Annotated in this window: 12 protein-coding genes; 7 read left to right on the forward strand and 5 right to left on the reverse strand. The window is 53.8% G+C overall.

All coding sequences use genetic code 11. The features are described 5' to 3' along the window. The first annotated feature begins 9 nt into the window (after nucleotides 1-9). Both ACY9XZ_RS20325 and ACY9XZ_RS20330 read left to right on the forward strand, forming a co-directional pair. Entirely contained in the window at nucleotides 10-447 is a 438-nt protein-coding gene (locus tag ACY9XZ_RS20325) for a DUF4231 domain-containing protein (RefSeq protein ID WP_254861383.1), read from the forward strand. Nucleotides 448-491: 44 nt separating this feature from the next. Beyond that, a complete protein-coding gene (locus ACY9XZ_RS20330; protein ID WP_092635532.1) occupies nucleotides 492-962 on the forward strand; it encodes a TIR domain-containing protein in 471 nt (156 codons plus the stop codon). 23 nt (nucleotides 963-985) lie between these two features. On the opposite strand, the gene ACY9XZ_RS20335 is transcribed toward ACY9XZ_RS20330, so the two are convergent. Next, nucleotides 986-1,588: a hypothetical protein gene (locus tag ACY9XZ_RS20335; RefSeq protein WP_463458803.1), complete on the reverse strand. Its 603-nt coding sequence runs from the start codon at nucleotides 1,586-1,588 to the stop codon at nucleotides 986-988. Between the two features lie 206 nt (nucleotides 1,589-1,794). On the opposite strand from ACY9XZ_RS20335, the gene ACY9XZ_RS20340 reads away from it, so the two are divergent. The 3 genes from ACY9XZ_RS20340 to ACY9XZ_RS20350 are packed head-to-tail and all read left to right on the forward strand — an operon-like array spanning nucleotide 1,795 to nucleotide 4,480. Further along, on the forward strand, nucleotides 1,795-3,057 hold the full coding sequence (locus ACY9XZ_RS20340) for a DUF790 family protein (RefSeq protein WP_463458804.1): 1,263 nt from the start codon (nucleotides 1,795-1,797) through the stop codon (nucleotides 3,055-3,057). 56 nt (nucleotides 3,058-3,113) lie between these two features. After that, the gene (locus ACY9XZ_RS20345; RefSeq protein ID WP_463458805.1) at nucleotides 3,114-3,788 is read left to right on the forward strand and encodes a MarR family transcriptional regulator; all 675 of its coding nucleotides are present in this window, start codon (nucleotides 3,114-3,116) and stop codon (nucleotides 3,786-3,788) included. Further along, on the forward strand, nucleotides 3,785-4,480 hold the full coding sequence (locus ACY9XZ_RS20350; protein ID WP_463458806.1) for a hypothetical protein: 696 nt from the start codon (nucleotides 3,785-3,787) through the stop codon (nucleotides 4,478-4,480). The genes ACY9XZ_RS20345 and ACY9XZ_RS20350 overlap by 4 nt, the downstream gene beginning before the upstream one ends. Before the next feature lie 76 nt (nucleotides 4,481-4,556). Here the strand turns inward: ACY9XZ_RS20350 and ACY9XZ_RS20355 are convergent, their stop codons facing one another. The 3 genes from ACY9XZ_RS20355 to ACY9XZ_RS20365 form a co-directional block, all read right to left on the reverse strand. After that, nucleotides 4,557-4,829 carry a hypothetical protein gene (locus ACY9XZ_RS20355; RefSeq protein ID WP_463458807.1) on the reverse strand — a complete coding sequence of 91 codons (273 nt, stop codon included), beginning with the start codon at nucleotides 4,827-4,829 and terminating at the stop codon, nucleotides 4,557-4,559. A 157-nt stretch (nucleotides 4,830-4,986) separates the two neighbouring features. Then, the gene (locus ACY9XZ_RS20360) at nucleotides 4,987-5,421 is read right to left on the reverse strand and encodes a TRAM domain-containing protein (RefSeq protein WP_463458808.1); all 435 of its coding nucleotides are present in this window, start codon (nucleotides 5,419-5,421) and stop codon (nucleotides 4,987-4,989) included. A 57-nt stretch (nucleotides 5,422-5,478) separates the two neighbouring features. Next, entirely contained in the window at nucleotides 5,479-6,045 is a 567-nt protein-coding gene (locus tag ACY9XZ_RS20365) for a hypothetical protein (protein ID WP_463458809.1), read from the reverse strand. A gap of 131 nt (nucleotides 6,046-6,176) precedes the next feature. Between ACY9XZ_RS20365 and ACY9XZ_RS20370 the strand changes: the two genes are divergently transcribed. Then, nucleotides 6,177-6,848, forward strand: a complete 672-nt coding sequence (locus ACY9XZ_RS20370; protein WP_463458810.1) for a tyrosine-type recombinase/integrase — start codon at nucleotides 6,177-6,179, stop codon at nucleotides 6,846-6,848. Between the two features lie 48 nt (nucleotides 6,849-6,896). Here ACY9XZ_RS20370 and ACY9XZ_RS20375 read toward each other — a convergent pair whose 3' ends face one another. Then, nucleotides 6,897-10,520 carry an Eco57I restriction-modification methylase domain-containing protein gene (locus ACY9XZ_RS20375; protein WP_463458811.1) on the reverse strand — a complete coding sequence of 1,208 codons (3,624 nt, stop codon included), beginning with the start codon at nucleotides 10,518-10,520 and terminating at the stop codon, nucleotides 6,897-6,899. A 162-nt stretch (nucleotides 10,521-10,682) separates the two neighbouring features. On the opposite strand from ACY9XZ_RS20375, the gene ACY9XZ_RS20380 reads away from it, so the two are divergent. Next, nucleotides 10,683-12,989 carry an Eco57I restriction-modification methylase domain-containing protein gene (locus tag ACY9XZ_RS20380; protein ID WP_463458812.1) on the forward strand — a complete coding sequence of 769 codons (2,307 nt, stop codon included), beginning with the start codon at nucleotides 10,683-10,685 and terminating at the stop codon, nucleotides 12,987-12,989. The last annotated feature ends 3 nt before the right edge of the window (nucleotides 12,990-12,992 follow it).

Raw genomic sequence — 12,992 nt, forward strand, 5'->3', positions numbered from 1 at the left:
GCCTTACCGATGGTAGATAATTTCGACGAATTCTACGAGTTCTACGAAGGACAGTTCGAGTGGTATGACGACAAGGCGGTTCGTAACAAATGGATGCATCGGTTAATGAAGGGCGCACAGATCGTGCTGGCCGCCATCCTACCTGTCGCCGTGTCGCTGTTCCCTGTGACGAGCAGCACGGTCTGGAAGAACACAATCATCATCGCTGCGGTCCTGCTTATCATCTTGGAGGCACTCGAATCCTATCTCAACTATCAGAAGAAGTGGATGAACTACCGAACCACCGCCGAAGGCCTGCGGCGGGAAGAGCAGATGTTCAAGACGCGGACGGATGAGTACGAGGGTGTAGACGACCCTGAGCAGGTGTTCGTCGATCGGGTGCTGGCGCTCACCAGCCAGGAAAACCGGTACTGGGAGATTACTACGCGAAAGGCACAAGAGGCCTAGCCACGTTTTATCAATAAGCACGGCTTTCCAGGCCGCCATCACCAATGCCGACCCGCCGCGTCTTCATCAGTTACGAAGGAAGCGACCGCATGAAAGCGAAAGGCTTCCGGCTGCTCCGCTGGAACAACAACGTCGATGTCTCCTTCCACGACCGACACCTCCTCGATCCTGTAGACAGCACAAACGACGACTACATCCGTAGCTGCATCCGGGACGAAATGAAAGGTACCTCGGTCACCGTCGTCATGGTCGGCGAGAACACGAAAGACAGCGACTGGGTCGATTACGAGGTTGAGCGCTCGCTCAAGGAAGGCAACGGCTTGGTCGCGATCAAGGTTGATGACGATATCTCCGACGAGGATATCCCTGATAAGTTGAAAGAGAACGGCGCTGAGATCGTCGACTGGGATCCAGACGAGTTCGACGACGCGATTGAACGAGCGGCGAGCCAGCGGAGCAAAGTCGGCGAGTCTACGGTCCGCGGCCGGGCAGGAACCGGCTGTGGCCGTTCCTGACACCTGGTCTCTGCCGCCTTCACTCAGGCGTTCCGGTAGAGAATGTCGATATCTTCAGGCCTGTCACGGCGGTCATGGGCGCGATTCGTTCGGCCCCAGACCAGCCCCTCTGCCCAAATCACCAGATCCTCTAGCACCCAGTCGGATGGCAAATCCCCGTCGATCACATGGATGTCGTATTCGAACTCATCATCCGTCTGATCGGAGTACGTCACCTGCACGCGGGCGTCTTCCGAGATGTCGTCGTCCGTGGTTCCGGCCTTGGAGACGACAACGGTGCTCGGGTGGGAGAAGAGAGGGTAACGCTCGGATGTCGGGCCAGTTCGAACCTCCACGCTTCCCGGGTCGGGGTAGTTCGATCCCTGCTGGAGCGGCCTGATCGGATATCCGCGATCGACCAGTTCTTCCTCAACCTCATGAATAAACTGGGGGACACCATCGGCGTCCCTATTTACCGGTCCGTCAACTCGTCCCGTACCGACGAGCGTGAACCATGTGTTCGTGCCAAGCGGACGGAGATAATGGAGGTTCTCAGTGGGGCCGTCGTCGACATCCGCACGGATGGTGAGTGCCTGTTCGCTATCAGAGATAGCCGTTGTCACGGATATATCCTCGATTGTTACCATAGTATCTCCAGATGATGGCCGGCCGATACGTGAAGGTACTGCCACAGACTTGGATCGGGACTCAAGCTCAGATAAACGAAGTTATGCCGTGGAAGTCGCGTTTCTGGATAATCCGTTGTAGAGTTCTTTGATTTTGCGACACGCTCCCCTGCCGTCCGCGTCCATCTGCTCGCACAACTCATACGGATTAGTGCCTTCGAGTACCGGTGGTTCGCCCGAACTGCGCGGCGAACCACCTTGGCGAGCCGAAAGGCGATCTCGAAGACGCGATTGACGAGCTCACCGTCGCGGATACCGACTACAAGATCGTCCAGGGACTCGCGAAGCTCCTCAAAGACGAGTGTGAGTTCGAGGTCGTCGCCTCCGTCGACCCACGGGAGATTCGCCGGCGACTCTTCGAGAAAGCCAACGAGCGCTATCCGATCGTCCGACAGCCGACGCTCGGCGAAGACACACAGAAACTGGAGGTGTACAGCGCGGTCGCTGACGACCTCGGGGTGTCGCTCGAGGAGTGCTATCGAGGGATGTACGCCGATCTCGAAGACAACAAACGACTCGTCCGAATCGGCACGCGGACGGCCGCCCAGTACGCCAGTGATGACGATACGTCGACGTCGACGACCAATCTGACCGGCAGCAGCGATGCGGAGTACGAACACACGGATCTCACCGTGGACTGGTTGTTGACCCGCTACAACCTCGCGCTCGCCCAGGCGGTGCTCTACGATGCGACGGAAATGCGGATTCGGGTCTGGGACCACTTTGGGACGGTATTCAGCTACGTGAAGCTGTTCGGGTTAATGCATCGCATCTATCCGATCGACGCCGATGGCGAGCGTGTCCCGAGTACGGATCAGGCCGCCGGCTATGAGGCAGTACTGGACGGCCCGTCGTCGCTGTTCTCGAAATCACAAAAGTACGGGATTCGCATGGCGAACTTCCTGCCGGCGTTGCCCCTCTGTGACCGCTGGGAGATGGTTGCCGAGATCCTCGTCGACGAGACGACCGGCGCGACGCGACAGTTCGCGCTCGACCACACGGAGGACCTCGATTCACACTACAGTGCCGGCGACCAGTTCGATAGCGATGTCGAGCGGACACTCACCCGGAAGTGGGAGCGAGCGAATACGGATTGGGAGTTGGTGCGGGAAGACGATGTCTTCGATCTGGGTGCCGAGGTGATGATCCCCGACTTCGCAATCGAACATCCCGATGGCAGGCGAGCGATCCTCGAGATCGTCGGCTTCTGGACACCCGAGTATCTGGACGCAAAGCTGGAGAAGATTCGAAAGGTAGAGGCCGACAATTTCGTACTGGCTGTCTCGGAGCAACTGGATTGTGCGAGCGAGGAGTTCGGGAGCGCCGCCGATCGAGTGCTGTGGTTCAAAACTGGAATTCACGTCTACGACGTAGTCGATTTAGCTGAACAATACGCGACAGAGATGCCCCAGAGTGAAGAGCAGGCTTGAAAGATAGTGGGTCCAGTAAGGCTTTTAACTGTTACCGGATTATTGGTAACCACCAGATGTATGAGGTGCTCGACGACACCGCGGCGCAGGTCATCCTCACCATCGAGAGTGGTGACTCCATCCGTCGTGTCGCCCAACACCTCCACACGCCGTACGAGACGGTGAGACAGGCCGTCAACCGACTCGAAGACGCAGGCTACGTCCGCTATGACGACGGCCTCTCAGTCGTCGACGAGCGCGTGAGGGACGCAGCACGAGAGCTCGTCGCTGCCAGCGCCGGCGTCAGTCCACCATCCATCGAGGAGGCCTACGTCATCCCGCAGTTCGGTGACTGGCCGTTCGCATTCACACGGATCGACGCCGTCTACGTGTGGACCCAGGGCGGCTACCAGGTCGGTCGCGAGCCCAACGACTATCCACTGTTTCTGGCCGTCCGTGAGGAGGACGCCGACGCTTGGGAGGCGTTTTTCGAGTCGTTCGACCTCCCGACCGCATTCGAACGACAGCCCCGTCACGAGCTGGACGGAGCGCTACAGATCGTCCTCGAGCCAGGGCCGTCCCTCGACATCGAGCACGTCGAGGGCTACCCGGTAATACCGAGAGCAGAGACGATCGAGTATATGCGTGAGAACTACGCCCAGTTCCAGTCGGCGCTCGCGATGCTCGACCGGATGTACGAGGACCTCGACCTCGGCGTCACGTATCGAGAGACCGAACGGGCACAGCCATGAGCTTCAACAACCGAAGTGACGCGCTCATAGAACTGCTCGAGGAGCTCACCCAAGAGGGCCACGAGTACGTTCTCGTCGGCGGGTACGCTGTCTCAGCGTTCAATGCTCGCTTCTCCACGGATCTCGATATCGTCGTCGCGCTGGACTCCAAAGCTGACTTCGTCGAATTCCTCGAACGTCGGAACTTCGAGGAAACGGACAACCATGCCAAGGAGTGGTTCTACGATACAGAGGTGATCGAGTACGAAAAGCGGCTCACGCCGCAACAGCCGATCGGCTTCGACCTCTTGGTGAACGGACTCGGGTGTCGCCAGACGGAGGCACAGTGGTCGTTCGACTACCTGTACGATTACAGCCACCAACAGGAGGTGAGCGGGGGTACAGTGACGACGACGGCCAGAGTGATCGATGGGGCAGTCTTCGTCGCGGCAAAGCTCCACAGTGGTCGCGAAACAGATCTTCGGGATGTCCTAGCGGTCGCAGAAGAGATCGATCTCAACGCTGTCACGCCCCACCTGCAGCGAGGGGACGACGATGCGCTCCGGGAGCAACTTGAGCGTGGTTTGGAGATCTTGGAGAGCGACGAACTCAAACACGGATTTCGGAGTGACTTCGGGGCTTCAGCTGTCTCAGAAGAGACGGTCACCGCTCTTCAAGAGTATCTGGATGCACAGATTGACCACCTGAGCTGAAGCTCCCCCTTGATCGGAAGTGAAGATAAGGCCCTTCAGCGGTGCTTGGAGTCAATCAAAAATTGGAGGGGCGGTGTCAGTCGACCGTCGCTAACACACGGACATCCGTAGCTGAGTGTCGTTCCCGTTCAGTACGAGCACCGTGCTCGCGGAGGAACTCATCAATACGGTCGGCAAGGGACTCCGCGTCCTCTCTATCAACGTGGACGATCAGCGTCGGATGTTCCTCGTCGCTGTTCTCAATCACGAGCGAGACATCCTTGAGTTCGTCCGGCTGTCTATACGCCTCAAACTCATCGGCGACCTGGTTGGCCAGGTCGTCGAGTACCTCAATCGGTTCCTTTGTCATAGATTGTATTTCGGCTTTGGAAGGTTGTACCATCGCGAGCGCGTGAAGAAAACGTGGCGTGACTTTCAGAACCACCTCCATCAGACAAACGCGAACGGAGCCTTCTCACACCGATGGTTTACCGAGAAGAAGACCGATCCACAGAAGGGACAACAGGTTAGAGTGCTCGCGGATCGTTATCGACAATGCTCGCAAACGCGACGTTCTCCTGAACTTGTTCGATTTCGACTGTTGGCTCGTCGCCGGGCTGAGCGCCGGGAACGATCACGACGTACCCCCGTTCGACTTTCGCAATACCGTCGCCCTGATCGCCGACGGTTTCGATTGTCACGTCACGGACTTCTCCCTCATCAACAGGAGGACCAGATGAATCATGGCTCGTGCTCCCCTGAGAGGCGGGATGCCGTGGGGCCTGTGGGGATGTTGATTCAGCTTCGGAGGAGGAATCAAGGAGAGCGATGCGATACGTTTCATCACCGGTCAGCGCCCCGTGCTTGATCTCACTCGGAGGAATCTCGATGACGAAAGTGCCATCCTCCTCCTTAATTTTCGCAGTGAAAAGCGAACACAGGGAGTCTGAGATTTCTACCATAACTGGGTTTGATACTGGATACAATTAATCGGTCTCTTTGAGAAGGAGCGAACTGGATCAGCTGTCCTCAGCTGGTTCTTCCCAAGGAATGTCTCGCTTGTGGACTACAGCGAGCTTCGAGTCGTCATCATCTTCCATTGCACTAAGACCACGCTGGACGAGAGTGTGAACCTGTCCAGCAGACTCCGGGAACGAAAATTGGTCATCCTCCGCGTCAGCACGGAGTTCCAGATAATGGAGGTACAACCTGAACGTCGTATCTGCTCCGAGAGGCCACCAAATCGTCCCTATCTGCTCATCTACCTGATTATCCCAATGCTCTATGAGTTCACGGATATCGTCGACGAGCTCCTCCCCAGAGGTGCGAAGGCGGAGGGAGTATTCCTGATCCTGCTCCATATCTTCGATTATATCCTGAAGGAAAGGCTCAGCCTCCAGGGCGGTAGGTGAGGTCTGATCCGCTTCTAGAAGGTGTTCTAACGCCCGAATTTCTTCACGCCGAGCGGCTACAGCGTATGCGACATTGTACTTGTCCTCGGGGAAGATTTCGTGCTGACTCGGTTGCTGTGCCTGAGGGACAGTATCCCCAGTGGATGAGCTAAATAAGGTCTCAAAGAGTCCCATACGCTTCGTCCGGAGGGGACCCATAAGTACTTCCTGTCATATCAGACGGCAATTCTAGCGGCTGTGAACCGATTCACCTTGCCACTCGAAGAAGAAGCGGATTATCTTTGTATCGACAGATAGCGATGGATATGGTAGCAACACGAGAGAGGGCCCTTAGCGAACGCGAGTTCGAACTACTGTTAGAAGGTGCTGGGCGAATAGATGATACACAACAGAGGCTCGAAACACGAGCGGCCATTCTCCTTGGAGGCCGTCTTGGACTTAGACCAGGAGAAACAACGCACTTGTCGAAATCGTGGGTTGACCTAGAGCGGCAGATGATCCAGATTCCCGCACAGGAGAACTGTACGAAGGGACGGGATGGCGGCATTTGTGGATACTGCCGGCAGGCGGTGAAACAACGGCTAGATCACAATCCCAATACGGATTTTCAGAGCTTTGCTGAGCGTTATTGGCTCCCGAAAACAGAAGCCGCATCTCGAACAGTTCCGTACCACTTTTCGTATCGGGTTCGAGTCGCGGTTGAATTGTTACTCGACGAACATAGTGGCTGGCCGTATTCGTTCTCGACCTTACAGCGACGTCTAGAAACGGCCCTGAAATTGTCGCCAGAATTGTCTAACGACGCAACCTCATTACATGGATTACGTGCAACAGCAGCGTCTTATCACGCCGGAAGAGGCTTGGATCTTCCCGCACTCCGAGCAATGTTCGGGTGGGAGGACATCACGACCGCCCGTCAATATCTAAATGTCGATGGAGCTATGACCCGACGAGCACTGGACAGCATTCATCAGTAAGCCTGAATGGACTAAAATTCAAGAACCGGCGTAGTGTTAGCTCAGAAGTTACTCCATTGGCCCTACGTCTCCAAGATGAGTGTATTTCTCAGCGACCCTATCGATGTAGGCTTCCGTCATAATTCGAGGATTTGACACTCGATGAAAGTCATCAAGAACGAACTGCATTTCCTCCCTATCAAGTCCGTAGGCGTGGAAAGAAGCTGCATCAATTTCGGCCTGAAGTCGCCGACGCTCTGATTCCTCGTTAGCGGGGTCAATTCCGCCAAGCCGTTCCCGCATCTCCTCGAACTCCTCGCCGTAGCAGTTGAGTCGGGCCGCCCGGTCAGAAATATAGTGGAACCAGTTGTCGCCTTCTGTGAGACGCGGGACCTGTGATTCTTCCAGTTTGAACCGGACAATGTGTGAATCGACCTTCGTCCGCATTAGATAATCGAACGGAATGCTGTTCAGTAGACCGGTGATGACGAACAGTTCCTCGTCATCGTAGGCACGTTCATAGATTGAACGCAGGGGATACTCTGAGAGGTCTTCCTGGTCCGGATTGACTTCATATGGCGAAAATGTCTGGAGTGTGTGAACACAAACGAGCCCTTTGGGTAACACAGTCGAAATCATTGTCCGTTCATCGGTAGGTCGGGCGATATCCCGGTAGATAATCCGGTATTCCGTGAAGTCTGGAAGGAGATCATCCATACAGAGATCCTGTCCACGGTGTTCCTGAAGAAGATCGTTGACGAATCCCTTCTGTGATTTGCTGGTCTTTGGTCCACCAAACGCTTCGTAAATGTCCTTTTTCGGCGTTCCACCGTTGTACGCCCGTTCCCGAACACGGTATTTAGCGCTCAGATCAGGCTGATCTTCATCGACACTCCATAGTGAAGGGGAATCAAGACTCGAATCGAACGTATTGTCGTGCTGGAACTGGTGAATGTTTGCTCCACCATACACAGGGTAATCACCTTCATTTTCCTCTTCGACGAAACGGTCAGACGCCCGTGACCGATCCAGTTCACGGTGCGGAGTGACGTTCCACTTCTCTTCAATTTCTTCTCCCAACGGTGGGTGCGAGACAATACTCTCCAAAATACCCACTTCCTCAGGATGAGTGATATTAGGAAATATCCGTGCTTTCAGTGAATATTGCGAAAGCACTTCTCGAGGAATAGTAATTGCCATCTCATCAAAATGGCGGAGGACAGAAACATCACGCTGATCAAATACACCCTCTATCTGGTCCGTTTTACCACTATTCTTGAAAGAGAGAATGGCGAATTGGTATCGATTGTCGATCTCCTCAAAGATTCCATGATTTTCGAAGCCCACTAACGTCTTGATCTCTGCGTCATCAAGTAATTTTAATCTGAGATCCTTCGAGAAGGATCCACTGAAGATAACTCCAGGGAGAACTTGCGCTACGTACCCTTGTTTGCTCACGAGGTCAAATAGCCTCTCAAAGAAGAGAGCAGCAAGGTTGTTTTCGTTCGGGTCCTTGCGGCCGTCTATAACCGGTTTCTGGAGAGTATATTCAGAACCGTCGGTGAAATACCGCATTTGCTTCTCTATCTGATCTTGGTACTTCTCCCATCCCTCGGCAATCTCTTCGTCTTCTAGTAACTGTTCTTGCATCTCGTCCTTATCCGAAGGCATCCGGGACCGGAACTGCTCATCAAACTTGACGAAATAATCATCGCGACTCGCTCGAAGCTGGTCCCAAGGCGGATTTCCGATAATAAGATCAAAACCTCCCTGGTCGTAGACTAGCGCGAATTCAAGAATCCAATGAAAGGGGTGGAATTCTTGAACTTGATCCAGAGTGATTTCAGCGCCGGCATTATGGAACTCATCTAGCACCTTGTTGTCCAGATTCTGACTGTAGCTGGTGATGAGCGACTCTGCCTGACGACGGGCGTTGGTTGCTTCTTTCGAGGAATTTGCCCTTTTGTGTTTCCGCTGAGCGTGGATCACGTCCTCGTAATACTCGCTGACCGGTGTTTCTTCACCGATGCCATAATTTGTGAGTGAGGTATCACCCTCTTCGTTGACAGTTTCGATGAGGTCTGTAAATCCAATTAGACTGTTCCCCTGCCGGATGTTGAAATCAATATTCGGGAGCGGTTCGACCTCCCCTGGCTCGTCTTCGATATCCGCAACCATCGAGAGCCACAACCGAAGTTTACAGATCTCCACAGCGCCTTCGTCGATATCCACCCCGTAGAGGTTATCCAGAATAATCGAGCGTTTGGCGTATAGTGACTCCCCACCATGCCCACCCTCGATACTTTCTAATTCCTCACGACTACGAGTCTCCAGCTCCCAGCCTTGCCCTTCAGCCTCGAGCCGCTGAAAATACTCAATACATTGCATGTATAGGTCCATCAGCACCTCCTGTGCGGCGAGCAGGAAGGCGCCACTTCCTACGGCGGGATCGAGAATGTGTGCTTCCTTCAGAATGTCGTGGTAGAGAGTCTCCACATGGCTGGTCTGGACGTTTTCCGTTGGAACTTGCTGAGTTATGGTTCCGCCATCGGCAACAGCTTCTGTGCTAGTATCTGCCTCAGGCACGGGGAATCCGAACACATTGTCGATCTCGTCGTAGTCCGCGTCCACAGCCTCGTTGAGTTGATCGAGCAGATACGGATGGATCGTCCGCCGGGCCATGAACCCCGTGATCTCTTCTGGTGTGTAGTACGCCCCCATCTCCTTCTGATTGACCGTTTGCTCGAAGATGTGGCCCAAGATCGCCGGGGAGAGGTTCTTGGGATCGACGATGTCGAGTCGTTCGTCGACGTTCCAATTCCAGTCGGAGAGGAAGTCGAGGATATCATCGAAGAGCCCGTTCGTTTCCTCGGCAGAGCCACCTAATTTCGCGTCCTCAAACTCCTCTTCGACAGGATTCCTTGCGAACAAGCCACCGTTCAGGTACGGAAGACTACCGAAGTCAGGGTTCTGTTTGTCTTCTGCGAGGTATTCGAAGAAGAGCGGTTCGTAGAACTCTTCGTAGTGGTCTCCCCCCTCGTCGACGACTTCATTCGGCTGTTCGTGAAGGTAATTCGGGTTCCGATCAAGAAGGCGTTTTTCCTGGATGAAGTATAGGAAGATCATCCGGTCAAGAATGACCTGCACATATCGTTGCTTCGCATCACCACGATCATCAGGGATGCCTGTAACCTCTTGAATGAGATCAGTCCGGAGTTCCTCGAACTGTTCATAGAACTCCTTGACGACCTGTTGCGTATCGTAGAGCGTATCGTATATCGCAGCAGAGGAACCGTACTCGATCGAGTTCAGCTTCTGGAGAATAGTGTTCTTCTCCCCGCTGTCCCGCGCGAACTGTTCCTTCGAGAACGAAATCTTTTGATGCTTAATTCGACCGTGCTGCTGCCCCTCCCAGCTTCGGACTCGCGTAATGAAGGTGAAGGTCTCGAAATCGTTGGTAGCAACGAGATTGGTGTGCCGGGAGCGGTTTTCTGGTTTGAAGCCCGCGGCAGTCTCACCGGGACCAGCATTGACAATAACGATGAATTCGTCATCATCAAGCTGAACTACGAGTTCGTTATCGCCCCCTAGTTTCGGGCGGGGTTTGAGCCCGCGTTTTTCAAAGGAGGTCGCTATATCCTGTAAAGAGTCCCAGCCCGCGATATCGGATGCGGTGATCTGCTGGAGAGTCATACTACCTGAAAGTTGCTTTACTCATATGAAAATGGTGGGTACAAGGGTGACTTTCGGCTGAACTGGTCAATACACTTGTCGAATAGAGTGTAAGAAGCAACTCGTATTTTACTAGTATTCGTAGATAAAGTCGAAAACAGCCAATAGCGAGACGCTCAGTTGATGCAATGTATTGAGTATTTTCAGCGGCTCGAGGCTGAAGGGCAAGGCTGGGAGCTGGAATCTAGAACCCGAGAGGAGATAGAAGAAATCGAGTCTGGAAAAGGCTCCTCATCACTGTACGCAAAGCGGACGGCCATCCTCAACAATTTGTACGGAGTCGATCTCGACGAAGGTGCCGTTGAGATTTGCAAGCTCAGACTCTGGTTGTCGATGGTCGCTGATATCGAGGATGAACCGAGCGAGGTGGAGCCGCTCCCCAACATCGATTTCAACGTACGACAGGGCAACAGCCTAATCGGTCAACTCGATACGGACATCGAGAGTAACGAAGACGGAGACAGCGATCTCGATTCTTGGGAGGTGAAAACTCGTTTTGAGGACGTGAAAGAGGCCATCAAGAAGCACAAGAAAGCGGAGACCAGTGTTGAAGCTCAAGAATGGCGGAAGGAGGCAGAAGACAGAATAGAGGAACACCGGGACAAATTTGACAAAATCCTTCGGCGAGAATTCCAAGACGCTGGCTTTGACGACATAACGATCGAGGAAATTCGGGAGTGGTCCCCCTTCCACTGGCCGTTGGAGTTCGCCGACGTCTTCGAGAAAGGTGGATTCGACGTGTTCATCGGGAACCCACCATGGGACATGCTCTACGCGAATCGCGACGACTTCTTCATCCGCTACGATGAGCAGTTCCGTACCTATCCGTCGGAGGAAAAAGACGGTGTGATGGAAGACCTCCTCTCAAGCCCAGAAGTTGCGTGGGAATGGGAGGACTACAAGGGCTCGATGGAAGCTCAGGCAGACTTCTTCACGCAGGGAGACATCTACAAGCTCCAATCTCCGGTGGTGGGCGGTCGGACGATGCCGACAAAAAATGAACTGTCTGCTCTCTTTCTAGAGCGGGTCTTCAGACTCTCTCGAGACGGCGTGAGGGTGAGTCTGCTCCTCCCGGGAACTATCTTCGGTGGAGTGATGGGGAAAGACCTCCGGACACATCTACTGGATCACACAGACGTAGAGAATCTCATTGGATTCGAAAATAAGGGCATCTTTGAGGCGATTGACGATCGCTATCGATTTGCTGTACTGACGTTTAAATACGGAGGGAGGACGTCAGTACTTCGCGGCATCTTCAACCAGCATAACATAGACATCGTATATCGAATCGAGGAGGAAGCAGTTACTATCCCACGAGAGGTGCTTCTTAGCTACTCGCCTGAGGGGCGGATATTCCCTTCAATCACCTCACAGATGGAAGCAAGCGTCTTAGAGAAAGTGGTTGACCAACCGTCTTTGGGAGAAGGGGTGGAGGGGGCCTGGACAGTAGATATGCTGACGAAGGAATTTGTAGAATCGACTGACAAGGACCGATTACAGAATACACCTGAAGGTGCTGACTACCCAGTTTACGGGGGTAAAAATATCCATCAATTCCAGCACGATAATAGCCTCAATAGTGACTTAGCGGGTCCTGAGTACTGGAGTAAGGGACTCCAGGATCCGCCGAATAGTGCACAATATCGTGTCCGGGAAAAGAAGTTCAATAGAGGCCACCTGAAACGAGCAATCTACGAGGCATTCGGTGGGCCAGAAACCAGCAAGTCACAAGTACAATTCGTGGACGAACTCCTCAAGGAACATCGTGGCCACGGATTAGAAGAAGAAGATGTACTCCTTGATTGTGACGAGTATCGCGTCGGAATTCGAGACGTTACGAACTCCACAAATGAGCGGACGATAATCGCCACTGTACTCCCGAAAGACATCATCTGCCTCCATACGATTAACACGTTCAAACCGTTCGATATTAGGCCCAAAGAGGGACACCTCTCAGAGTCTCCGCTTCGGTCACCCTACATCCGGCGATTCACGGATCGGGAACTCTTCGTGGCGACTGGACTCCTGAATAGCATTGCGTTCGATTTCCTGATGCGGACCAAGGTCGAGACGCACATCATCAAGCGTGAGCTACTGGAATCCCAGCTACCACGCCTCACCGACGGAGATGACTGGTTCCATTATATCGCTGAACGAGCTGCCCGGTTGAACTGTTACGGGGAAGAATTCAAAGAAATGCGTGAGCGACTCGGCGGAATCGAGGCAGCGGTAGAAGATCAAGAACGCAGAGAATTACAGGCTGAAATCGACGCGGCCGCATTCCACGCGTATGGCCTGGAACGTCGTGACGTGAAGTTTGTCCTCGACGACTTCCATCGCGTTGAGAGTCCGAAGCTGATGGACGAGATGTACTTCGACCTGGTTTTGGAAAAATATGATTTACTGGATCTGAAGGGGCCCCTACCGTAGCTC

It is taken from the genome of Haloarcula sp. HT12 (genome assembly GCF_055271655.1).